This is a genomic window from Christiangramia sp. (assembly GCF_029937855.1).
GTDB lineage: Bacteria > Bacteroidota > Bacteroidia > Flavobacteriales > Flavobacteriaceae > Christiangramia.
This window is the reverse complement of sequence record NZ_JAPYPC010000005.1, coordinates 130,522-155,299: the sequence shown is the minus strand read 5'-3', so window position 1 is coordinate 155,299 and position 24,778 is coordinate 130,522. Positions and strand designations below refer to the sequence as shown.

The 24,778-nt window shown below is 39.4% G+C and carries 21 protein-coding genes; 11 read left to right on the top strand and 10 right to left on the bottom strand.

Annotated elements, in window-relative coordinates:
* Positions 1-66: 66 nt before the first annotated feature.
* Genes Q1K34_RS04785 through Q1K34_RS04765 form a run of 5 tightly spaced genes read right to left on the bottom strand, consistent with a single transcriptional unit; the run spans position 67 to position 4,536 of the window.
* Positions 67-1,869 carry a lysophospholipid acyltransferase family protein gene (locus Q1K34_RS04785; RefSeq protein ID WP_300435214.1) on the bottom strand — a complete coding sequence of 601 codons (1,803 nt, stop codon included), beginning with the start codon at positions 1,867-1,869 and terminating at the stop codon, positions 67-69.
* A 42-nt stretch (positions 1,870-1,911) separates the two neighbouring features.
* The gene (locus Q1K34_RS04780; RefSeq protein WP_300435237.1) at positions 1,912-3,162 is read right to left on the bottom strand and encodes an aspartate kinase; all 1,251 of its coding nucleotides are present in this window, start codon (positions 3,160-3,162) and stop codon (positions 1,912-1,914) included.
* Positions 3,162-3,638, bottom strand: coding sequence for a GNAT family N-acetyltransferase (locus tag Q1K34_RS04775; protein ID WP_300435212.1), 477 nt, complete (start codon positions 3,636-3,638; stop codon positions 3,162-3,164). Before Q1K34_RS04775 ends, Q1K34_RS04780 begins: the two co-directional genes overlap by 1 nt.
* A 56-nt stretch (positions 3,639-3,694) precedes the next feature.
* Positions 3,695-4,183, bottom strand: a complete 489-nt coding sequence (locus Q1K34_RS04770; protein ID WP_300435210.1) for a GNAT family N-acetyltransferase — start codon at positions 4,181-4,183, stop codon at positions 3,695-3,697.
* Between the two features lie 26 nt (positions 4,184-4,209).
* Positions 4,210-4,536, bottom strand: a complete 327-nt coding sequence (locus Q1K34_RS04765) for a multidrug efflux SMR transporter (RefSeq protein ID WP_300435208.1) — start codon at positions 4,534-4,536, stop codon at positions 4,210-4,212.
* A gap of 118 nt (positions 4,537-4,654) precedes the next feature.
* On the opposite strand from Q1K34_RS04765, the gene fbp reads away from it, so the two are divergent.
* Positions 4,655-5,671, top strand: a complete 1,017-nt coding sequence (gene fbp, locus Q1K34_RS04760; protein WP_300435205.1) for a class 1 fructose-bisphosphatase — start codon at positions 4,655-4,657, stop codon at positions 5,669-5,671.
* A gap of 2 nt (positions 5,672-5,673) precedes the next feature.
* Here the strand turns inward: fbp and Q1K34_RS04755 are convergent, their stop codons facing one another.
* Positions 5,674-6,105, bottom strand: coding sequence for a TerB family tellurite resistance protein (locus Q1K34_RS04755; RefSeq protein ID WP_300435202.1), 432 nt, complete (start codon positions 6,103-6,105; stop codon positions 5,674-5,676).
* Positions 6,106-6,260: 155 nt separating this feature from the next.
* On the opposite strand from Q1K34_RS04755, the gene Q1K34_RS04750 reads away from it, so the two are divergent.
* From Q1K34_RS04750 to Q1K34_RS04740, 3 genes are all read left to right on the top strand, one after another.
* Complete coding sequence (locus Q1K34_RS04750; RefSeq protein WP_300435200.1) at positions 6,261-7,283, top strand: ligase-associated DNA damage response exonuclease; 1,023 nt, start codon at positions 6,261-6,263, stop codon at positions 7,281-7,283.
* Positions 7,280-8,872, top strand: a complete 1,593-nt coding sequence (locus Q1K34_RS04745; RefSeq protein ID WP_300435198.1) for an ATP-dependent DNA ligase — start codon at positions 7,280-7,282, stop codon at positions 8,870-8,872. Before Q1K34_RS04750 ends, Q1K34_RS04745 begins: the two co-directional genes overlap by 4 nt.
* A gap of 68 nt (positions 8,873-8,940) precedes the next feature.
* Positions 8,941-11,409: a ligase-associated DNA damage response DEXH box helicase gene (locus Q1K34_RS04740; protein ID WP_300435195.1), complete on the top strand. Its 2,469-nt coding sequence runs from the start codon at positions 8,941-8,943 to the stop codon at positions 11,407-11,409.
* Here the strand turns inward: Q1K34_RS04740 and Q1K34_RS04735 are convergent, their stop codons facing one another.
* On the bottom strand, positions 11,410-11,925 hold the full coding sequence (locus tag Q1K34_RS04735) for a DUF1440 domain-containing protein (protein ID WP_367183302.1): 516 nt from the start codon (positions 11,923-11,925) through the stop codon (positions 11,410-11,412).
* 91 nt (positions 11,926-12,016) lie between these two features.
* Between Q1K34_RS04735 and Q1K34_RS04730 the strand changes: the two genes are divergently transcribed.
* Entirely contained in the window at positions 12,017-12,796 is a 780-nt protein-coding gene (locus Q1K34_RS04730; protein WP_300435193.1) for an amidohydrolase, read from the top strand.
* Here Q1K34_RS04730 and Q1K34_RS04725 read toward each other — a convergent pair.
* Positions 12,783-14,387, bottom strand: a complete 1,605-nt coding sequence (locus tag Q1K34_RS04725; RefSeq protein WP_300435191.1) for an Ig-like domain-containing protein — start codon at positions 14,385-14,387, stop codon at positions 12,783-12,785. The genes Q1K34_RS04730 and Q1K34_RS04725 overlap by 14 nt on opposite strands.
* Before the next feature lie 60 nt (positions 14,388-14,447).
* Complete coding sequence (locus Q1K34_RS04720; protein ID WP_300435188.1) at positions 14,448-15,128, bottom strand: ComF family protein; 681 nt, start codon at positions 15,126-15,128, stop codon at positions 14,448-14,450.
* A gap of 60 nt (positions 15,129-15,188) precedes the next feature.
* Between Q1K34_RS04720 and Q1K34_RS04715 the strand changes: the two genes are divergently transcribed.
* From Q1K34_RS04715 to Q1K34_RS04690, 6 genes are all read left to right on the top strand, one after another.
* The gene (locus Q1K34_RS04715; protein ID WP_300435186.1) at positions 15,189-16,073 is read left to right on the top strand and encodes a hypothetical protein; all 885 of its coding nucleotides are present in this window, start codon (positions 15,189-15,191) and stop codon (positions 16,071-16,073) included.
* 65 nt (positions 16,074-16,138) lie between these two features.
* A complete protein-coding gene (locus Q1K34_RS04710; protein WP_300435184.1) occupies positions 16,139-17,686 on the top strand; it encodes a glycine--tRNA ligase in 1,548 nt (515 codons plus the stop codon).
* A 112-nt stretch (positions 17,687-17,798) separates the two neighbouring features.
* Complete coding sequence (locus Q1K34_RS04705) at positions 17,799-20,792, top strand: GEVED domain-containing protein (protein WP_300435182.1); 2,994 nt, start codon at positions 17,799-17,801, stop codon at positions 20,790-20,792.
* Between the two features lie 75 nt (positions 20,793-20,867).
* Entirely contained in the window at positions 20,868-21,629 is a 762-nt protein-coding gene (locus tag Q1K34_RS04700) for an exodeoxyribonuclease III (protein ID WP_300435179.1), read from the top strand.
* A gap of 4 nt (positions 21,630-21,633) precedes the next feature.
* A complete protein-coding gene (locus Q1K34_RS04695) occupies positions 21,634-22,599 on the top strand; it encodes an OmpA family protein (RefSeq protein ID WP_300435177.1) in 966 nt (321 codons plus the stop codon).
* Between the two features lie 6 nt (positions 22,600-22,605).
* Complete coding sequence (locus tag Q1K34_RS04690) at positions 22,606-23,640, top strand: aldo/keto reductase (RefSeq protein ID WP_300435175.1); 1,035 nt, start codon at positions 22,606-22,608, stop codon at positions 23,638-23,640.
* Here the strand turns inward: Q1K34_RS04690 and Q1K34_RS04685 are convergent.
* Positions 23,637-24,773 (bottom strand): M23 family metallopeptidase, encoded by a 1,137-nt coding sequence (locus Q1K34_RS04685; RefSeq protein WP_300435172.1) that lies wholly within the window; start codon positions 24,771-24,773, stop codon positions 23,637-23,639. The genes Q1K34_RS04690 and Q1K34_RS04685 overlap by 4 nt on opposite strands.
* Between the last annotated feature and the right edge of the window lie 5 nt (positions 24,774-24,778).

The window sequence follows — 24,778 nt, the reverse complement described above, 5'->3', positions numbered from 1 at the left end:
AACTACTAACTACTAACTACTAACTACTAACTACTAACTACTAACTACCAACTACTAACTACCAACTCATTTCATTGAAGCTGCCCTTTCTTCCAGTTCTTTCTGAAATTCTTCCATCACCGGTTTCACGGTGCTATCGGGAAGGTCGGCTATCCTGATGTACATGAGCCCATCTACCGCATCGTTAAAAAGCGGATCTACATTAAAAGCCACTACCTTTGCATTTTGTTTGATGTATTTTTTTATAAGTACCGGCAGTCTAAGGTTTTCTGTTTCCAGCTCATCTATGATTTTGTCGAATTTATTCAGGTCGGCTTCACTTTCGTCAAAAACCAGGTCTTTATCACCATCCTCCAGTTTTACCTTGAATTCTTTTTTTGGTCTAACATATTGCGCCACATAAGGATCATAATAATTTGATTTCATGAATTCGATCATGAGCGACTTTGAGAAGTTGCTGAATTTGTCACTTATGGTCACCCCGCCAATTAAATATTTATGTTCCGGAAACCTTAAGGTGCAATGTACAATCCCTTTCCACAGTAGAAATAATGGCATGGGCTTGAGCTGGTATTCTTTAATGATGAAAGCCCGGCCCATCTCGATGGACTGACTCATCATTTTATATAATTCCGGTTCAAACCTAAAAAGATCCTGAAGGTAAAAGCCATCTATTCCATGATTAGCGAAAATCTCATTTCCCATTCCCATCCTATAGGCGCCGGCTATCTTTTCAGTTTCATTGTCCCATAAAAAAAGATGGTGGTAATGATCATCAAATTTATCAAGATCTGTACTGTTATTCGTGCCTTCTCCTACTTCTCTAAAAGTAATTTCGCGTAAACGCCCAATTTCATTCAGGATATTAGGAATTACTTCTCTTTTTGCCAGGAAAACCTCATAATTTTTACTGGTTAAAAGCTTTTTGTCCATTTTCCGGCAATTCTCAACCTCGATATTCATGAGTTCAGAATTGGTCTCTTCAGCAATATCTTTAGGGGAGCGTGGAATTTTTAAGGACTTGGGAAGGCTGGACAAAAGTTTCTTTTTTTCAAAAACATTGGCGAGCATATAGGTTTTCCTGCGTAGAAAAGCAGTGTAAGCTTCAAGATTAGAATGTTCCTTCTGATCTTCTACTGAAATGGGATGCCCAATTCTCACTTTTATCTTTCTCCGGTGCTGGGAAAGCATCTCGCTTGGTAATTTTGCAGTTCTAAGAACATCACTCATGGAAGCCAGTTTGTAAAAGAACAAGCTGTTTTTCGCATGAAAATAAATAGGAACTACCGGCACTTTTGATTTCTGAATAAGTTTCATCGCAGAGGGTTCCCAGGGCTTGTCCACAATATGATTTTTATCCCTATCTGTAGATACTTCACCCGCCGGGAAAATTCCCAGAGCATTCCCATCTTTTAGATGAGCAATGGCATTTTTCATTCCGCTAAGGCTGGATTTTGCTTCTTTATGATCTTCAAAAGGGTTTACCGGTAAAATATAAGGTTTTAAAGGATCTAAACGATGTAATAGAAAATTGGCGATCACTTTATAATCTGGCCTGCGTTCGAGGACAAGTTTCATAAGTATCATACCATCAATCCCGCCAAGAGGATGGTTCGAAATAGTGATAAAAGGCCCTTCCTTAGGGATTCGCTTCAGGTCTTTTTCAGGAATTTCGAAATCGATCTCAAATTCTTTAAGGATAGAATCAATAAATTCAGTGCCTTGCAGATTCTTTCTTTTATCATACTCTCTATTGATCCTGGAAAGTTTCGTAGTCTTTAAAATTAGCCAGCCTATCCCGGTGCCCAGAAAACCAAGCTTACGCAGGTTCATTACATTGGCAACTTCTTTGGCACTTACGATTCCCATGAGGCGATTAATTTGGTTCTGTTAAAAATAAGAAATCAAAACTTAGTTTTCGGTAACTAACTGCACTGTATTCTGAGTGAGCTGTTTTAAAAGCACAATTTTGTCCTTTTCCAGGTTGTTTATAGCTTCTTCATTAAAGTGCCTGATGGTATATAAAGAAACACCAGTTTGGAAATTCACTTTGAACCTGGCTTTTAAATGCTGAATAAGTTTTTCAAGCTGATTAAATTTGTTGTCCACACAAACCCGAAAACTAATAGCCGAATTCTGGATGAGGTCTACCTTCATTTGATACTGATGAAAAAGCCGAAAGATTTCTGAAATATTTTCTTCCACCATAAAAGAAAAATCGAGTGAAGACAGGGAAATAAGCACCTGGTCTTTCTTGACGATAAAGCATGGAATCTCAGGAAATATGGTTTTTCCTTTAGTCACGGCTGTCCCTTCGTCGGAAGGATTTATAAAGGAACGAACGAATAACGGAATTTCTTTTTGCTGTAATGGCTGAAGCGTTTTCGGGTGAATTACCGAAGCTCCATAGAAAGCCAGTTCAATTGCCTCTTCATAGGAGATTTTGTTGAGTAGCTGTGCATTCTGAAAAAACCGGGGATCAGCGTTCAGGACGCCGGGAACATCTTTCCAGATGGTTACATTTTCAGCGTTGAGGCAATAAGCCATGATCGCTGCAGAATAATCTGAACCTTCCCTGCCCAGCGTGGTGGTAAAATTATTAGGATCTGAAGCGATAAACCCCTGGATAATATTCAGTTTTTTAGGATCTAAATGTTCCTGAACCTTTTCCTGGGTTTTGGTCCAGTTCACCTGCGCATCACGATAGGTGCTGTCTGTCTTGATGAAATTTCTCGCATCGAGCCAGGTAGATGCAATATTTTGCGAATTAAGATATTCACTAACGATGGTAGTAGAAAGTAATTCTCCAAAGCTTACAATCTGGTCATACACAAAATCATATTGATTGGATTTATTATGCTGAAGAAAATTTTCAAGTTCGGTAAATAAAGTTTCCACCTTGAAATACACCAAAGATTCCTTATTCGGAAAAAGAGCTGCTAAAATATTTCGATGGTAGTCTTTTACTTCTTTTAAAGTAGCAGGAATTTTGGCTGATTCTAGATAATCTTTCACCACCACTTCCAGGGCATTGGTGGTTTTTCCCATGGCAGAGATAACGATAAGCTTATTTTCACTGCCGGTTGCATTAAGCACCTTAATGAGGTTTTTAACTCCTTCGGCATCTTTTACAGAGGCCCCACCAAACTTAAAAACTTTGATCACTTCTTTATAATGTTTTTCTGAATTCCACCTTCTTCCATATGCACGGTTTTCCAGCTATCTTTTATCTCAGCTCCGGTATTTTCATAAAATTCGATCGCATTCTTATTTCCTTCAGAAACTACCCATTCTATACGTTTTACGCCGTGATCATGTCCATATTTTACAACTTGTTTATAAAGGGCGCCGCCAAGACCTGTTCCTCGCATGCTTTCGCGTACGATAAGGTCCTCGAGATGAACTGTTCGCCCTTTCCAGGTAGAGAATCTGAAATAAACCAGTGCCATTCCTTCAATCTTTCCTGAAACATCAGCCACAAAGCATTTAAAGTTTCCATTATCAAAGCCTTCTTTTTCGAGGTCTTCAATACTTACTTCTACATCTTCGAGATGATTTTCATGTGCCGCCAGTTCTTTGATAAGTTCCAGTACCTGGTTCATATCTTCCCGTTTGGCTTCGCGTATTGTATATTCCATAATTCAGATTTTTAACAAAAATACGGATTGAATTCCATAAGCCCCTTAAAGCCGTCTTAAAGCATGCCTTTCTTTTGGAGGTAGGAATGCATTCCTTCTTCATCCATTTGTACCGTATCCCAATCTTCCATCACCCTGGCACCACTTCTTCGGTAAAAATCGGCGGCATCTTTATTCCAGTTTAAAACAACCCACTCAGTACGTTTTACCCCCTGTTCCGAGGCAAATTTTATAACTTCTGTATAAAGTGCGGAACCAAGTCCTTTTCCTCTGAAACTTTCTCTTACAATAAGGTCTTCCAGGTGCACGGTCTTTCCTTTCCAGGTAGAATATCTAAAATAGACAAGTGCCATTCCTTCAATATTTCCGTCGGCTTCAGCTACAAAACATTGAAAAGCGGGATATTCTCCAAAGCCATCTTTAATAAGATCATTTTCGTCTATGATCACTGCTTCAGGTTCTTTTTCAAAAACGGCCAGTTCCTGGATAAGTGTTAAAACCTCACCCATATCTTCTTTACGGGCTTTTCTAATAGTAATATTCATGAAACATAATTTTTTAGTAATAAATGTTAGTTAGATACAAATTTCAACCCTATAATGGAGAATATAAGAGTGCTTATAAAGAATAATCTCCAGAAGCTCGCAGGTTCTTCAAATACAAATATGCCCAAGAGTACGGTTCCTACCGCTCCAATTCCTGTCCATACCGCATAAGCTGTTCCAATGGGTAATTCCCGGGTTACCTTCACAAGCAAAAACATGCTAATAGATAAACATATTAAAAATCCGGCATACCAGAAAGTTGCTTCAGTACCGGTAGCTTTTTTGGCATATCCGAGGCAGGCGGCAAAGGCGACTTCAAATAAACCTGCGATAATGAGTAAGATCCAATTCATATTAGGAAGAAGGATGGTTTGTTTTTCAAAAACAAATCTAATCAATCGTTTACTTTATGCGCGAAAACGTTATAGTAAGTCTATTTTTTGATATATTTTAGCCCTCAAAAAAGAAATTATGCCTAAGCCAAATCAAACTCTCGGGGAATTTATCATTGAAAATCAGTCAGATTTTCCAGGCTCCTCAGGAGAACTTTCAAGATTGATCAACTCATTGAGACTGGCAGCTAAAGTGGTAAATCATGAAGTGAACAAAGCTGGGCTTGTAGATATTATCGGGGCTTATGGCGAAACCAATATTCAGGGGGAAGATCAGCAAAAACTGGATGTGTATGCGAACAATAAATTTATCCAAACCCTTACCAACAGGGAAATTGTTTGTGGGATCGCTTCCGAGGAAAATGATGATTTTATCCAGATTAAAGGCCACAATGGGGATCACCAGAATAAATATGTTGTGTTAATGGATCCTTTGGACGGCAGTTCTAATATTGATGTAAATGTTTCTGTAGGAACTATTTTTTCGATCTATAAAAGAGTAACACCCGTTGGAACTCCGGTTCAAAGTAAAGATTTTCTTCAACCGGGAAATAAGCAGGTGGCTGCGGGATATATTATCTATGGTACTTCAACGATGCTGGTTTATACTACCGGGCATGGTGTGAATGGTTTCACGCTGAACCCGGCACTGGGCTCATGGTATCTTTCGCATCCAGATATGAAATTCCCTGAAGAAGGTCAGATATATTCTATAAACGAGGGGAACTATGTGCATTTTCCGCAGGGGGTAAAAGATTATATTAAATATTGCCAGAAAGAAGAAGGGAACAGGCCATACACCTCCAGATACATAGGGTCTATGGTTTCAGATATTCACAGGAATATGATCAAGGGAGGGATATTTATGTATCCAAAAAGCTCTAAGAACAGCAGCGGGAAATTAAGGCTCTTGTATGAGTGTAATCCCATGGCGTTTTTAACTGAACAGGCCGGCGGAAAGGCCAGCGACGGTTTTCAAAGAATACTGGATATTGAGCCAGCAGAATTACACCAACGCGTACCTTTCTTCTGCGGAAGCATAAAAATGGTGGAAAAGGCAGAAGAATTTATGGCAAAAGCCGAAGATAAAGATTAATCTTATTCGGCTTCTTTCTCAAGTAAGTAACGATAATCCTCAAAATTCAATTGTCCACTGAAGATCTGGATAGAACGTTTAATAATACCCTCAGAAGCCTGGCTGGAAAAACCAAGGCCAATTGCGTATCTCTTGATTAACTCAGTTTCTTCGTCATCGATAATATGATCGGCGAAAATGATCCTGAATAGATCATGAAGGCGCTCTAACCTTCTTTCAACACTATTGTAAGATGATAATGGAAATGCTTTCGGGTTTTCTATAACCCGGTCGTATTCTTCCTGACTTATATCAAGTTTTCTCGCAAAGCGTTTAAGCAGTAGTTCTTCATCGTCGTTAATCTCCCCGTCAACGGCGGCAAGATTTACAATAGAAGCAAAATGACTGAGGTTACGTAGGTGCTCTCCCGAGCCGAATAAATCTGAAAAGGACATTATTGTATCAATTTTATACTACAAATATAGTCAAACAAGTAAGTTTTTAGTGTCTGTAGAAGTTTAAAAATAAAGCTAGTCAATCGCTAATCTTTTCTTAATCCTTTCAAGTTAAATGTGCATTTATTTAAATTCATTGTTCTTCAAACGAAATAATGAAAACACCGTTATTAGCTTTTAACGAAAAAGGGATCTATTGTGCAGCGGCAGATGTATACCTCGATCCCTGGAAACCGGTAGACAAAGCTATTATTTCTCATGGCCATGCCGATCATTCCAGATGGGGTCATAAAAAATATATCACACATCATAGCAACGTACCTATCATTAAACATCGATTGGGTGATATTGTGGTTTCGGGGGTGGAATGGAACGAACATTTTACCATCAACGGAGTAAAATTTTCGCTACATCCAGCCGGGCATATTATAGGTTCTTCACAGATAAGGGTAGAATATAAAGGAGAAGTCTGGGTTTTTACCGGTGATTATAAAACTGAAAATGATGGCGTTGCTGTTGCCTATGAACCAGTAAAATGTCACACATTTATTACGGAATGTACCTTTGGCCTGCCCGCATTTAAGTGGACGCCTCAAAAACAGGTTTTTGAGGATATCAATAACTGGTGGCAGCAGAATCAGCAAGATGGAAGAGCTTCCGTTTTATTTGGGTATTCCCTGGGAAAAGCCCAGCGTTTATTAAAACATCTGGATACTTCCATTGGTAAGATTTATACTCATGGCGCCATTGAAAACATGACCGAGGTGCTAAGAGAGCAAATCCATTTTCCGGAAACTACACGAATCACCAGGGAAACCAAAAAAGAAGAAATTAAAGGAAATATCGTATTAGCGCCGGGAAGTGCTCATGGGACTACCTGGATCAGGAAAATGGTGCCTTATGTTACGGCTTCAGCAAGTGGTTGGATGACGTTTCGGGGAGCGAGAAGGAGGAGGGCGATAGATAAAGGCTTTGTGCTGAGCGATCATTGTGACTGGCAGGGATTGCTAACCTCCATTAAGGAAACCGGTTGCGCAAAAGTGATTTGTACGCATGGGTATACAGATATTTTTTCAAGATATCTTCGGGAGCAGGGATACGACGCCAGAACAGAAGAAACGCAGTATGAAGGAGAAGCAGGTGCGATGGAAAGTGATAAAGAAAAAGATTCAGAATGAGGGCATTTGCAGATCTTATAAAAACCCTGGATAGTACCAATAAAACCACATTAAAGGTAGAGGCGCTTACCGAATATTTCAAACAGGCGCCGCCTAAAGATAAAGTGTGGACTATTGCCATTCTTAGCCACCGTCGTCCTCCACGTCCGGTGAATACCACCCTCATGCGTGAATGGGCTTCAGAATTGGCTAAAATTCCGCTTTGGCTTTTTGAAGAATCCTATCATATTGTAGGGGATCTTGCTGAAACCATAGCCCTTGTAATTCCCCCTGCAGATGATTCTACTGGGAAAAGTCTGAACCAGTTTTTACAGGAAATCCTTGAGCTAAAGTCGAAGTCTGAACAGGAAAAGAAAGCTTATCTATTGGAAAACTGGTTAAACCTTAATTATTACGAACGCTTTGTTTTTACAAAACTTATTACAGGAAGTTTTCGAATAGGGGTGAGTCAGAAATTAATGACCCGGGCTCTTTCCAAAGCGACAGAAATAGACGAAGATATTCTTGCCTATAAATTGATGGGTAACTGGGAACCTTCAAAAATCACTTATAACAAGCTGATCCTGGAAGAGAATGAAGAAGATTTTCTTTCGAAACCCTATCCTTTTTATTTGGCTTATGCTATTGAAGGTGAACCAAAAGAATTGGGAGATGTTGCTGAATGGAGTGCCGAGCATAAATGGGATGGTATCCGTTCCCAGGTAATTATTAGAAATAACGAGCTATTTGTCTGGAGCCGTGGAGAGGAGCTGGTTACAGATAAATATCCGGAATTTAAAGCTTTTGTAGAAGCTATTCCTAACGGAACAGTGTTGGATGGCGAGATTTTACCTTTTCCGAAGGGAGAAATAGGAACTTTTAAGGATCTTCAAAGCCGTATTGGACGCAAAAATATTTCGAAAAAACTGTTGGAGAAGACACCAGTAATTTTAAAAGCTTACGATATTCTAGAATGGGAAGGTGAAGATATTAGAAGTATGGCTTTTGGAAAACGAAGAGAAATTCTGGAAGATTTATATAGAAAAGTGTCTTCTGAAGATCTACCTTTTCATTTATCTGAAACAATAAGCTTCAAAAACTGGGAGGAAGCTGCTGCGGAAAGAGAGAATTCCCGCGAAGTGAAATCTGAAGGGCTGATGCTGAAAAGACTGGATTCCCCATATCTGGTAGGAAGGAAAAAAGGAGACTGGTGGAAATGGAAAGTAGATCCTTTAACGATAGACGGGGTATTGACTTATGCGATGCGCGGTCATGGTAGAAGAAGTAATCTTTTTACAGATTATACCTTTGGTTTATGGGATGAAGAAAAAAAGGAATTAGTGACTTTTGCCAAAGCTTATTCAGGTTTGACCGATAAGGAATTCAGAAGTCTGGATGCATGGATCAAAAAAAACACCCTGGAACGTTTTGGCCCGGTACGAAGTGTAACTCCACATCACGTATTTGAAATTGCTTTTGAAGGGATCGCAGAATCTAAAAGGCACAAAAGTGGGGTGGCCACTCGTTTTCCTAGAATTTTTCGCTGGCGAAAAGATAAAAAGATTGAAGAGGCCAATACCCTGGAAGATTTAAAGAATTTAATTCCCTGATATTGAACTTAAACCTGCAAGGTTTTAAAACCTTGCAGGTCTTGGAATGATAGATTTTAGTAATTAAAATGAACAGAACTGATCTTACTAATCTGGCTGAAAATTGGTTCTCTGGTCGGGGATGGAAACCTTTCAGGTTTCAGAAAGATACATGGAAGGCCTATTTGCAAAAGAAAAACGGTTTGCTCAATGCTCCTACCGGAAGTGGAAAAACCTACGCTCTTTGGGTGCCGATAATATTGGATTATATCAAAAAAAATCCCGATTATAAAACCAGGCATAAAAAGGGATTAAAAGCTATCTGGATTACTCCGCTTAGAGCACTATCGGTTGAAATTGAGCAGGCGGCGAGCAGGTTTGCAGAGGAAATGGGAACTCAGTTCACCGTAGGAATTCGAACCGGGGATACTTCACAAAAGGAAAGAGCCGATCAGAAAAAAGCAATGCCAGATCTTTTAATTACCACTCCGGAAAGTCTGCATCTTTTGCTTTCTTCGAAAAACTATGATAAGACATTCAAAAATCTCCAGGCTATTGTTATTGATGAGTGGCATGAACTTTTGGGGACTAAACGTGGTGTCCAGGTAGAGCTTGCGCTTTCCAGGTTAAAAACCATTTCCAGAAACCTTCGAATCTGGGGAATTTCAGCAACCATTGGAAATCTTGAGCAGGCGAGGGAGGTTTTACTGGGGCCTAATTCTAAGGAACTGGAAAATTCAGTAATGATAAAGGCGAAGCTGAATAAGAAAATTGAGGTTCGTTCCATTATTCCTGAAAAGATGGAAAAATTTCCGTGGCGGGGACACCTCGGCTTACATCTTTTAGATGAGGTGGTGCCTATTATTAATACTTCCAGAACCACCCTTCTTTTTACTAATACCCGGTCGCAATGCGAACTCTGGTTTCAAAAATTAATGCATAAATATCCTGAATTTGCCGGAGATGTAGCTATGCATCATGGGAGCATCAATAAAGAAACCAGACTATGGGTAGAACAGGCAATTAGAAATGAGAGTTTAAAAGCGGTGGTTTGTACCTCGAGCCTGGATCTGGGAGTGGATTTTGCACCTGTTGAAACCATCATCCAAATTGGCGGACCTAAAGGAGTTGCGAGGTTTTTACAGCGTGCAGGTAGAAGCGGTCACCAGCCTGGGAAAGTTAGTTTGATCTATTTTCTGCCTACCCATGCCATAGAACTTATAGAAGCTTCAGCCCTTCAAAAGGCGGTACAAAAACAGGCCGTTGAAGACAGGATACCTTATTTGATGAGTTTTGATGTGCTGGTTCAGTATTTAAATTCCCTGGCCGTTTCCGACGGATTTTATCCCCAAGAGATATTTCCGGAAATCGCTTCAACTTTTTGCTTTCAGGGAATCACTTCAGAACAATGGATCTGGATACTAAATTTTATAACTAAAGGTAGCCAGAGTTTGCAGGCTTATGATGAATATAAAAAGGTAGAGATCGAAGAAGATGGAAGATTTAAAATAAATAATCGCGGAGTGGCCATGCGCCATCGCCTGCAAATAGGAACCATTGTAAGCGATGCCATGCTGAGTGTAAAATATATGAAAGGTGGTTATATTGGAACTATCGAAGAATGGTTTATTTCTAAATTAAAGCCGGGCGACGTCTTTACTTTTGCCGGTAGAAATCTGGAACTGGTGAGAATTAAAAATATGCAGGTGTTGGTAAGAAAATCATCTAAAAAAACGGCGAAAGTTCCCAGCTGGATGGGTGGGAGAATGACCTTCTCCGCACAAATGAGCGAATTGTTAAGGGAAGAAATGTATACGGCGGCAACGTTGGAAAACAGTGAAAAAACAAGTAAAGAATTAAAAGCTCTTTCAGGAATTTTCGAAAGGCAGAAAAAGGAATCTATTATTCCGAAAAGCGATGAATTTTTAATCGAAACTTTTAAAACCAGGGAGGGATTTCATGCGGTTTTTTATCCTTTTGAAGGAAGATTTGTTCATGAAGCTTTAGGAAGTCTGCTGGCTTACAGAATAAGTCTGTTATCGCCTATTAGCTTTTCTATCGCGTTTAACGATTATGGATTTGAGCTACTTTCAGATCAGGAAATTGATATGCAACAGGTTTTAGATAATGAGCTTTTTAGTGGAGAATATCTGATGGATGACCTTTATAAAAGTTTGAATGCAACGGAAATGGCCAGGAGAAAATTCAGGGATATTGCAGTAATTGCAGGACTTGTTTTTACAGGCTACCCCAATAAACTGGTGAAAAGCAAACACCTTCAGTCTAATTCCCAATTGCTGTTCAGCGTTTTTAAAGATTATGAAGAAGATAATCTTTTATATCAGCAGGCATTTAGGGAAACCTTTGAGCATCAGCTTGAAGAAGGAAGACTAAGGTTGGCACTGGAGCGTATAGGATCACAAAAAATAATATGGCGAAAATGCGAAAAACCAACGCCCTTTTCCTTTCCCATTATTACCGACAGGTTACGTGAAAAATTATCTTCTGAAAAACTGGAAGATCGAATTAAGAGAATGTTGAAACAGTTGGATAACTAATTATTCCCTTAATTGTTTGTCCAGGTAATGCCTTACTAGCTCTGTGGTAACTCCAAAAGCCACGTGAGCGAATAATTCATTTATCTGCATTCTAATAGGGACATCGGTGGGTTTAGGTTCCAAGCCAAGTATAGGCAACGAAGTTTCATGCGTAGAAGCCCAGGTGGTAGCACCAAAAATAACTCCATCCATGGGTCTAAGACCATTTCTATCCTTTTTCCCATACCCGTAAGCTGCTCCAAGCGAACCGCCCATAGGAATATTCACCAACTGTTCTGCCAGAGCTTCGTTTTGAGTACTAACCGGAGTGCCGGTTATTTTTGTAGATAATTCATCTACGATCTTTATTTGAGCCGAACGCTGTTCTATCTTTCTAACCGGAAGATATTGTTCAATCAAACTTTTTACGGCAGATCCGGCTAGTCCGCCAATAAAACCAGAAATCAGGCTACGACTGGTATTAGACATGTATGAATCCTTTTGAAGAAAAGTACTTACGCTCATAATCTTTTTCATTTTTACAGTTTAAAACTATTTAAACGTCTTTATTTGAACAATCATTTAACATCTATTTGGCATTGCTGCCTTAAAATTGATATTTTTGAATATGGAGGAAAAACTAAATATTGCTTTTATACAGGCAAACCTGAATTGGGAAGATGCAGAGGCTAACAGGAAGCTTTTTTCAGAAGAAATAGATAAAATTTCGGAGGATGTTGAACTGATTATTCTGCCGGAAATGTTTACCACTGGATTTAGTATGAAGGCTGAAAAGTTAGCAGAGGAAACAGAAGCTGATACCTTGACCTGGATGCGTAAAATAGCAAAGGAAAAATCTTCAGCAGTAACAGGAAGTGTAATTATTTCTGAAAATAGCAATTATTATAATCGTTTATTCTTTGTGTTTCCAGATGGGTCATATAAGCTCTACGATAAAAGACATACGTTCACCCTTGCTAAAGAAGATCAAACCTATACCGCCGGAACAGAAAGACTTATTGTTGATTATAACGGGTGGAAAATTTGTCCGCTAATTTGTTATGATCTTCGGTTTCCTGTCTGGGCGCGTAATACGGTAGATTACGATCTATTGTTGTATGTTGCCAACTGGCCGGAGAAAAGGGTGAATGCCTGGGATGCACTGCTTAAGGCGCGGGCAATCGAGAATATGGCATACTGTATTGGAGTGAATAGAACGGGTGAAGATGGGGATGGTTATGTGTATAACGGACATTCGGCAGCCTATGATCCGCTGGGGATAGAACTTACCGAATTAAACCGTTCAGATGAATTTATTGCTGAATTCAGTATCGAAAAAGAAAGTCTTAAGGAAGTAAGAACCAAGCTGAAATTCCTGCAGGATCGCGATAGTTTTACTCTAAACTAAAGGTCTCTACCTGGTCCCAGTTGCTTCTTACATTAATAGTATCACGATAATAAAGTATTCTTTCGGGCTTACGTTTTTTGAGGTAGTTTCCGGTATCCCATTTCATATTTGAATTGGTATCATAGATCACGCGCACAAGAAAATCCCCGGGATTTAGGAATTCGAAAGTGAAATTTCCTGAATTTTCAGAATATTTTTCGGCTATAACATCTCCTTTAGTATTGGTTAGCTGAACAATTACAGGAAACGACCTGATATTTTGAATATTCAGGATAATCTTCCCATAATCTTCCAGCGCCTTGGTTCTAAGACTTTGCACCAGAGTATCATTAGTTTCCTGAAAAAGATCTGTGATCGCACCCGGAAATGCTGAAACCTGGTAGTTATTAGAAGGAGCTTTTTCAAACTTTAAAACCACTTCGTTTCGCATTGGAAAGAATTCTGTGGTGAAAGGAACTTCAGAAGAATCCTTGTCCATCACTCTAATGAATTCATCATTATGAGCTACGATGGGCGTATTTGCCAAAAATTTAAAGTTTTTATTAATTCCGCCAGATTCTGCACTAACTTCTAGTGAATCCCTGTCCATAGTTCCCAGTCTTGCAAGTAATGTATCCCTGGTTTTTGGGGTAACTACCTCAAAGCTTAGACTGTCCAGTTCAGGTTTAATATTATACCAATAATAAAGGCTGTCTTTAGCCGGGTCTTTTACCACCCGGTATTCGTAACCTACGGGTTTGCCTGAAAGTAAATTAATATCTAGGCTATCCAGGTCTACAGTGCCTTCATAACCAAATAAAATTTTGTGGCCTTTTACATGGGAAGGACGTTTCGGTTTAAAATCCAGTTCTTCCTTAAATACGGTAATATCATAAGTGCTGTCTGTTGGGATAGTAATATTTTCAGCAATAAAGCCAATTTTTTCACTGCCGGGATTATATAGGTAATTATCATTTTTATCCATGATACCCACCATCCTGTAAGTTCCGGCTTTTAGATTTTCAAGGGAAAATGCGAACGTACTATCCTGCGAATAGGTAACATATCTTGGTGTTTCTTTGTACACAATAGAGTCTGTGTAGGTAGAATCTACCTCATATAGCATGACTGAAACTGGTTGGGAAGGTGCTTTTAATTTGGCATCTTTCACCGTTCCCGAAACCATAAGGGAATCTATATAGTCACCTGTAGAAAATACATATTTAAAATAATTAAAAGGATTGGATTCATTATTGTCTACAATGCTTTTCCCGAAATTGATGGTGTAGGTTGTATTTTCTTCCAGCGTGTCAAAAATTTCTATTTTAATGTCTTTTCTCGCAGTTCCCAACGGCATGATATTGGGTTTGGGAGTCATTGGAGGAGAAATTATAATTTGCTGTTGTGGCTTGTCTAATTTTATATATTCATCAAAATAGATCCTAATTTCTTCCTTATCAAATTGGGTGCTGTAATTCTCGGGATTCGCCCGGATAAATTTTGGAGGTTCTTCATCTATAGGACCTCCCTCTGGCATTCCTTTTTTAGCACATTGTACCAAAGTAAATAGCAAGATCAAAACAATTAAAAATCCGGGTATCTTTTTTTTCATAGATGAAAAACTGAAATCTTTTTAGCAAAGAAACAATTATTTTGAATTACAACGCAAAGCTTAATCTGTAATTGCCATGGTAGCAATACTAATTTTCACATCTGGAATTTCGTAAAGTTTGTGAATGCAGGCTTCCAGCGTGGCTCCTGTGGTTACCAGATCATCAACCAAAAGTATATGCTTTCCTTCAATTTTTGCTGAATTTTCAACTGCCAGGGTTTCTTCCAGTTTTCCCCATCGGGATAAGCGATCTTTAAAGGTTTGGGTCTGGGTAGCATCTATTTTCAGAAGAACATTATCCACATATTCTGCATTTATGGCTGCCGCAATTTCTTTTCCAAAATCTTCCACCTGATTGTAACCTCGTTGGCGTAGCCTGGTTTTATGTAGTGGCACTGGTATAACCACTCCAATATTATCACCCCAGCCAGAATTTGAAAGTTCTGTACCCAGCCATTTGCCTAAAAAAGAACCAATCTCCCTGTGTCCCCTATATTTAAGATCATGAATTAAACGCTGAACACCAGCTTTTTTTCTAAAGTGCAATAATGCCGTAGCTTTTTCTATCTTTACTCTGCCATAGAATACTTTTTTAACAGGGTTCTCGTTATCATGGTGGTAACTGGTAATTGGCAGGTCATGCAGGCAGGAAGTACAAATTAACTTTTCGTTTTTAAGCAATTCTGCCTCACAAATGTGACACAGTCTAGGATAAAGAAGATTGACGAAATCGTGAAACATTTGTTAATGGCTTGTACCATACATGGTTAAACATCTAAATTTACGAACTAAATTAAACTTATGATGACAGAAAAAAAGAATAATACCGCTTTAAAGATTTTAACCGGTATTCTTGCTGTAGCCCTGGTTGCGCTTAGCATTTATACTATAAAGTTTTATAATGAGGAGAAAGAAAATAAAGAGATCCTGCAGAAGGAAAAATCGGTGATAGAAGATGAACTTAATGAGCTAATCGTAAAATACGATGATGCCATTGAGGAAAATGAGATCATGGATCAGGATCTTGTGAATGCCAGAGATCGAATTTCAAGATTACTGGATTCAGTACAGGATAATGAAGCCAATCTTGTATTAATTTCCAGGTATAGAAGGGAAATTGGTAATTTAAAAGCTGAAAAAGACCGTCTCTTTAGAGTGGTAGATAGCCTGAGTGCGCAAAATCAAATGCTTTCCACTTCGCTTGACAGTACAAGTGTAGCCCTGGAGCAGCGAACTAAGTTGTCTGATTCTTTACAAACGACTAATCAAAGCCTTTCTACGAAGGTTGACAAAGCTTCCAGGTTAAAGATCACCAGCCTTTCAGGTGAAGGAGTCATCGTAAGAAATAGCGGGAAGCTGGTAGAGAACGATAATAATCGTCGGGTAGACCAGATTCGAACCTGTTTTACCATTACTTCTAATGATCTGGCTGATGCTGGTGAAAAAAATATGTACGTTCAGGTATATAATCCGGAAAATGAACTTGTGGGTGACGAGCTGGTAGTACAGCATGAAGGAGGCACGATGGTATATAGTGCGGCCTCAAAAGTTTTCTACGAAAACGATGAACTGGATGTGTGTATCCTGGCCAACACCAATGAGGATAGATTACTGGAAGGTAACTACAAAGTATATGTATATAATGATGCAGTGCTTCTTGGTAATGGAAGTTTCACGCTGAATTAATTATAATTAAATAATTTAAACACCGTCCTGGATATTATTCAGGGCGGTTTTTTTATTTTTGCGCCATGGCAAATCAAGAAGATCTTTTTAAAAACGTAATATCCCATGCCAAGGAGTATGGATATATTTTCCCATCCAGTGAAATTTATGACGGTTTAAGTGCCGTTTATGATTATGGGCAGAATGGTGCTGAACTGAAGAAAAATATCAAAGATTACTGGTGGAGGAGCATGACGCAGCTTCACGAGAATATTGTGGGAATAGATGCCTCGATCCTGATGCACCCCACAACCTGGAAAGCTTCAGGTCACGTAGATGCATTTAATGATCCTCTTATAGATAATAAAGATTCTAAAAAGCGTTATCGTGCAGATGTTTTGGTAGAAGATTATGCTGAAAAATTGCTTCAGAAGGCTGAAAAGGAAATTACTAAAGCAAAAAAACGCTTTGGAGCAGATTTCGATGAAGAAATGTATAAGCAAACCAATCCGCGTGTAAAACGATATTTGGGAGACCGGGAAGAAATTCTTGCGCGTTTGGCAAAATCCCTTACTAATGAGGATTTGGAGGATGTAAAGGCACTGATTGAAGAATTGGAAATCGCCGATCCTGAAACCGGATCTAAGAACTGGACAGAGGTAAGACAATTTAACCTGATGTTTGGCACAAGGCTTGGGGCATCAGCAGATACAGCTACACAGTTATATCTCCGTCCGGAAACTGCCCAGGGGATATTTGTAAACTTCCTGAATGTTCAGAAAACGGGAAGAATGAAGATCCCTTTCGGGATTGCTCAAATAGGGAAAGCCTTCAGAAATGAGATCGTTGCCAGGCAATTTATCTTTAGAATGCGGGAATTTGAGCAAATGGAAATGCAATTTTTTGTACGTCCTGGAGAAGAGTTGGAATGGTATGAAAAATGGAAAGAAATACGCCAAAACTGGCATAGATCGCTAGGTCTTGGTGAGGAAAACTATCGTTTTCACGATCACGAAAAATTGGCTCACTATGCAAATGCTGCTACAGATATAGAATTTAATTTTCCTTTTGGTTTTAAAGAACTGGAAGGAATTCATTCCAGAACAGACTTCGACCTTAAAGCTCATGAAGAGCATTCAGGGAAAAAATTGAGATTTTATGACCCTGAACTGAAGGAGAGTTATGTGCCTTATGTTATTGAAACCTCTATTGGATTAGACAGGATGTTCCTTTCTGTGCTTTCTTCCTCTTTAAGAGAAGAAGATCTGGGAGATGGTAATACAAGGACGGTTTTAAAACTTCCTGCGGTACTGGCTCCAACAAAAGCAGCGATTTTGCCATTGGTCAAGAAAGATGGTCTTCCGGAACTGGCCCAAAAGATCTTTGATGATCTAAAGTGGGACTTCAAAGTGCAATATGATGAGAAAGACGCCATTGGAAGAAGATATCGTCGCCAGGATGCAGCGGGAACGCCACTCTGTATTACCGTAGATCACGATTCTTTAGAAGACAATGCTGTAACTGTTAGGTTCCGTGATAGCATGGAACAGAAAAGGATAGCGATTGAAGAATTGGATGCCTTAATAAGACAGGAAACCGACTTTAAAACATGGATGAAAGGCTTTTCGCAATAAATTTTCAGAAATAAATAAAAATTTTAAAAGGCAATTGATTTATTAATTGCCTTTTTTATTTCAATTAAATCGATTATGTCTATTTTTAGAAAATATTGTAGAAAGACTCCTTATGATGAAAAAATTACTATCTCTAATTTCACTTTTTTTCGTTTTTCATCTTGCTGCTTTTTCACAAAACCAGGAAAAAGCGGGCCCAACATTTATAGATTCTGCCAATGTTATAAAAACAGGGGCCTTGTCTAAGGCAAAATTGATAAAGGATTTTGAGAAACCAAAATTATATAACCCCAGAAACCGTGGTATTAACAAAGTGGTTCCTGGAAAAGGTCTTCCAAGGGGAATAGATCCAGCGTTGCAAAGCAAAATGGGAGAGATTCCTGTAAAAGCTCCAATTCTAACCTTTGATGGAGCTTCCACCAGATCTACTCCCTCAGATCCTACGGGTGCAGTAGGTAGAAATCATTATGTAAATGCGTGGAACAGCGCTTTCGCAATTTGGGATAAAGAGGGAAACCAGGTACTTCCACCTTCATCTTTGGAAAGCATAGGCGGTGCTTTTAGCGGTGAAAATGATGGGGATCCTATCGTATTTTATGATGAGGCTGCAAATAGGTTTGTGCTTATGCAATTTAGCGCAACACCTGGTAGCGGCAGTAGCACTCCGGCTGCATTGTTATTTGCGGTTTCCCAAGGAGGGGATCCGGTAAATAGTGGTTGGTTTACCTATCGTTTTAACCTAGAGTCATTACCAGATTATCCAAAAATTTCTTTATGGAATGGTGGATATTATATCACTACCAACAAAGATGCCCTGGAACCACAGGGAAAGGAAATTGTTTATGTGCTGGAAAGGGATAGAATGCTTCAGGGGGATGATAATGTGAGCATCCTAGGTTTTCCTCTTCCGGGAATACAAAACAATGGTTTTTACAGTCCGGCTGGATTCAGCGTAATGGGTGGCGATTTGCCTCCACCGGGTGATGCGCCAATAATTTATTTGCAGGACGATGGATGGGCCGGTGTAAATCAGGATCATTTAAAATTATGGTTGATAAATGTAGATTGGAGTAACCCTGGAGCTTCTACTATTGAAGAAAGTCAGGAAATAACCAATGGAGTTTCTCCTTTTACAGCCACTTTTGACGGGGGTGGATTTCAGAATCTACCGCAACCTGGAGAAACTCCGGAAATAGATGCACTACAGGCCGCCATGATGTATATGACGCAATACAGGCGTTTTGGAACTCATAATTCAGTGGTAATGAATTTTGTAGTAGATATCGAACCAACTGCGGCCAAACATGCAGGGATTAGATGGTATGAATTAAGACAACAGGCAGATGGAGCACCGTGGACTGTGTATCAGGAAGGCACGTATGCTCCAGATGGTAGCGACCGTTTTAGCGGAAGTATAGGTATAGACGCTCGGGGAAATATCGCCATGGGTTATACAGTATTAAATGACAATCCTTCCAACCCAATTTTTCCATCGATACGATATACCGGCAGGTTTGTAAATGATGAATTAGGTTTAATGACCATCCAGGAAGAATCTATTGTGGAAGGAAATAGTCCACAGCCCCGCCCGGAAGGTAGATACGGGGATTACGCACACTTGAGTATAGATCCGGTAGATGACCTTACTTTTTGGCATAATGCTGAATATTTTGAAGGTGCAGACAGGTTAAATAAGGTGGGAGTTTTTCGTATTGCTGCAAATGAACCAAACGACCTTGGAGTGGTGGCCTTATTAAATCCGGAAGATGCAACGCTTACAGCTTCGGAAACAATCACAGTAAGAATAAGAAATTATGGTACCAATGCCCAATCTAATTTTGAAGTGACCTATAATGTTGATGGCGGGCAGCAGGTGACAGAAATTTTTGAAGAAACCATTGCTGCAGAAAGTTCAGCAGAATTTACCTTTGAAGAAACCGCAGATCTTTCTGACATTGGAGAAATTTATACGATCACTATTGCTACTAATCTGGAAAATGATTCCAATACCAATAATGATGCTTTTGAAGCCGAAGTAAAAAACCTCCCTCCCAATGATATTGGGATAACTTCCATAGATTCTCCATTTACCGGCGAAAATTTGACAAGTACAGAAGAAGTTACTGTTACCATATCTAATTTAGGAGGTGAGCCACAGCAGGATTTTCCGATAAGCTACCAAATAGGTAATAACGCACCGGTTGTTGAAACCTATAATCAGGTGCTTGAGGTTGGGGAAGATGCGATTTATACCTTTAATAGAACTGCTAATTTATCGACCTTCGGAACTTACAAAATAGAGGCAAGGACGAGATTAGAAAATGATTTTGATCCTACCAATGATGCTGAAGTTATCTCTGTATCCAATTTAAATTGTATCCCTGAAGGCTCAGATTGTTCACAAGGCGACGGGATCTTCTATTTTGAACTGGGAGAAATCCTCAATGAAAGAATTCCCTGTACTACAGGATATATAGACTTCAGTGTAAACTCTACTAATCTTGACAGGTCCCAGGGTGATTACACGGTAACCGTGGAAACAGGTTTTGCTGAAGGAGAAAGGGAAAAATTCTCTTTATGGATAGATTTTAACGATAACGCCGTATTTGAAGATGAAGAACGTTTGATCACTTCAGAAGTTATTCCGCAGGCAAATCAGCCTTTTTCCTATGACTTTTCCATACCTCGAAATGCGAGCCTGGGCCAACATCTATTAAGGATACGGGCGGGTGACACCGATTTTGCCGGAAATTTGAACGATCCCTGTTCCGTAATGACCTATGGAACCACTCATGATTATTCGGTAAATATTACTGACAGCACCCTGGATATTGAAGACTTTATTTTAGATGAAGCTGAACTTGTGGTAGTCACCGATCCTTTTAGGGAAAATCAATACCGGGTGATCATGGAAACGAGCTTTGACCAGCCTTTACGAATTACGGTACACGATATTCGCGGCCAGCGATTGATAGAAAACCAGGTACTCAACGATGGGGATGCCTATGTGTATGAACTCGATATGTCATATGCAGCCAGAGGAGTATATCTTGTTAGGGTTGGAACCCGAAAAGTTGGTAAAGTCAAACGTTTCATAGTGAAGTAAATTTTTAAAGGCCAAATTATGATCTGTTCTTGGATTTAGTGCAGATAGCCTTATTTTTGAAAAAATTCAAAGTACATGACCATTATTTCCTATAACGTAAACGGCATTCGTGCCGCCATGCGCAAAGGTTTTTTAGACTGGCTTCAGCAATCAAATCCCGATATAGTTTGCATACAGGAAATTAAAGCCCATCCGGAACAATTAGATGTTTCAGAATTTGAGAAAGCCGGATATCCCTTTCATTATTGGTATCCAGCAACAAAAAAAGGATATAGCGGAGTAGCAATTCTCAGCAAAACCGAACCTAAGAATGTTTCTTACGGAACCGGGATAGACTATATGGATTTTGAAGGAAGGAGTATTCGTGCAGATTTTGAAGATTTTTCGGTGATGAGCCTTTATTTACCTTCGGGAACCAACATAAACAGGTTGGAACTCAAGTTTAAATTCATGGACGATTTTCAGCGGTATATAGATCAGCTAAAACTGGAAATCCCAAATTTGATTATTTCCGGAGATTATAATATTTGTCATGAAGCTATAGATATACATGACCCTGTTCGGCTTAAAAATGTTTCAGGTTTTCTTCCTGAAGAGCGAAGATGGATTGATGGTTTTATGAAAAATGGATTTATAGACTCCTTTCGCTATTTTAATGAGGAGCCAGATAATTATTCGTGGTGGAGTTACAGGGCCAATGCCAGAAATAATAATAAAGGATGGCGTATTGATTACAATTTGGTTTCTCAGCCTTTAAAAGATCGCTTAAAGCGGGCAGTTATTTTGCCGGAAGCATACCATAGTGATCACTGCCCCGTTTTAGTAGAAATAGAATAATAATATGATAAAGATTAGATTTACCGCTGTTTTAGCATTGTGCATATTGATGAGTTCCTGTGTTTCTTCAAAAAAATACGGAGAACTTGAAAGTAAAAATGCCGATTTACAAAGAAAGAATCGTTCGATGAATGATGAGCTTGAAAACTTCAGAAGCTCCAGTGCAGAAATGGAAAGAGAATTAACTACTCTTAAAACTGATTTTGAAACGATCACCACCGAGCGAAATCAACTTATGGAAAAGCTTACGGCGCTTCAGAAGAATTATGAAAGTCTGGAGAAATCCTATGATGCTTTAGAACAAAATAGTTCTGCTGCCATCGCAGAGAATTCCAGGCAAAACAGGGAATTGCTGGCACAGTTGGATGAAAAAGAAGCAGCTTTGATCCAGGAAAAAAACCGGCTGGAGAAACTGGAAAAAGATTTGGCCTTTCGTTCTCAAAGAATTGATGAACTGGAAAGTGTGATCGCGGCAAAGGACGCTAAGATGAATGCTTTAAAAAATGCTGTTTCCAATGCACTTACCAATTTTGAAGGCAAGGGATTGAGTGTGGAACAAAGGGATGGCAAGGTGTACGTTTCTATGGAAAATAAATTACTTTTTGATTCCGGAAGCTGGGCTGTAAATTCTGAAGGTAGAAAAGCCGTACAACAGCTTGGGACCGTGCTGGCTCAAAATCCGGATATAGCAGTTTTAATTGAAGGGCATACAGATAATGTTCCTTACGGCGGAAGCGGGCAATTAAAAGACAATTGGGATCTTTCTACCAAAAGGGCCACTGCAATTGTGCAGATTTTGCGGGACAATGCAAATATAGATCCGCAAAGTTTAACGGCTGCGGGAAGAGGGGAATATGCTCCGGTAGCTTCTAATGATACCGAAACCGGAAAAGCCAAAAACCGAAGAATTGAAGTGATCCTCACCCCAAAACTGGACGAAATAACCAGGGTTTTAAACGAAATAGATTAAACGATAATGAAATATACCAATCTTCCAAATACCGATATAAAAGTTAGTAAAATTTGTCTGGGGTCTATGACCTGGGGACAGCAGAATACTGAAGCTGAAGGGTATGAGCAAATAGAGTACGCCCTGGATAAAGGAGTGAATTTTATTGATACTGCCGAGATGTATTCGGTTCCTGCAAAACCCGAAACTCAGGGCAGCACAGAAAAAGTGATTGGTTCCTGGTTGAAGAAAACCGGTAGGCGTGATGAGGTGGTGATCGCTTCTAAAATCGCCGGCCCTGCTGAAATGGTTTCCCATATTCGGGAAGACCTTGGTTTTCATAAAGCAGCGCTGGAAGATGCTATTGATAAAAGTTTAAAAAGGCTTCAAACAGATTATATAGACCTTTATCAATTACATTGGCCTGAGCGGCAAACCAATTTCTTTGGAAAAAGAGGTTATAATCATGATGAAGATGAGCAGTGGGAAGATAATTTCAGGAGGGTGCTGGAAAACTTAAAATATTTTATCGACAAAGGAAAGATTAGGCAGATTGGTCTTTCTAATGAAACGCCCTACGGGCTGATGCGTTTTCTGGAAGAAAGTAAAAATGATCTGCCCCGGGTGGTTACGGTGCAAAATCCTTACAATCTACTAAATAGAAAAGATGAAATTGGTTTAACCGAAATCTGTCATCGGGAAAATGTAGGACTTTTTCCATATTCCCCTTTAGGAATGGGGACTCTAAGCGGTAAACATCTGGACGGAATTAAAGAAAACACACGATTAAGCCTTTTTCCTCAGTATAGCAGATATTCCAATGAAGAAGCGGTAAAGGCCACTAGAAAATATAAGGAACTTGCAGATAAACATCATATGAGCCTAACTCATCTGGCGCTGGCATTTGTAAATCAGCAGCCATTTGTAACCAGCAACATTATTGGGGCCACGAGTTTAGATCAGCTAAAGGAAAATATTGCGAGTATAGATGTGGTACTTTCAGAAGAGATCCTTGAAGGGATCAATGAGATTCATAACTCAATTCCCAACCCGTCGCCTTAATGTACAGGCTGTACCAGGCTTTCATGAACATACATAGAGCGGTCTAAACTGTCGCGTACGTGAAACCAGTCGGCTGTTTTGCCCTGTACACTTAACATTTCCCCCTGTTTTCCTTTTTTGATGATAGATGAATTATTGGACGCAGGTTTATTCCTGAAATTTGCGGTAGAAGAATTCACTTTTAATCGTGATGAAATTTGCTGTTCCGGCAATTCGGTTAAATCAGGTTCCTCTGTCAAATAGACGAATCCCAGAGGATCTATGGCTCCTTCATTTCTTTTATAAATTCCAAAATGCAAATGCGGCGGAGTGGTTCTTGCATTTCCCGAATTACCCACAAACCCAAGTGTGTCACCAGGATTTACCCTATTGATACCGGGAACAATGCTGTCCAGGTGAGCATAGTATAAAGATTGATTTCGTTTACTATCCCTTAACCAAACCTGTTTTCCTCCAAGACCTTTCTCACCGGTAAATCCTACTCTGCCTGAAGTTGGAGCGACCACCGGTGTGCCTCTTTCTGCAAAAATATCAATACCTTCATGATTTCTCCTGCCCCCGTCCCGAATATCACCCCAGTAGCTGCCGATATCTGAATTTTCTCCATTTAAAACAGGGAAAAGATAGGTGGGGGATTTTTTTATTATAATCTGAAATGGTGTATTTGCCTCAATTTCCGGCTGAATAACAAGTTTATACAAGCCTTTTTCCCGGATCTCGAAAGCTAAAGATCGATTTTTTGGTGCTCCGGTTTTTATCCTTTCAAAAGAAGGATTTTCAGAACTTGTCTTCTTATAAAGTTCTGAAAAGATCAGGGTATTGGAGCTGTCTGTAATAATTTGAGCTTCTATTCTTTCGCCTGGAATGAGGTAGGTAGAGTAGGAATAGATTGCAAAATTCCGGGGTTTTAATTCACCTATTTCTCTGTAAGGTAATTCTATTTCGAGGCTGTCATTTAATGCCTGCGTCACCCGACTTTTCCAAAGCTCAAAAATTTCATCAGAAAATCCGTTATCCTTTATATATTGTTCTTTTTCTGAAAGCCCGGAAATAAGTTCTTCAGCTTTTTCCAGCTGCGAACAGGAAAAAAGTAGAAGACAGATTAAGAAATAGCCTATGTTTTTTAATTGCATTACAT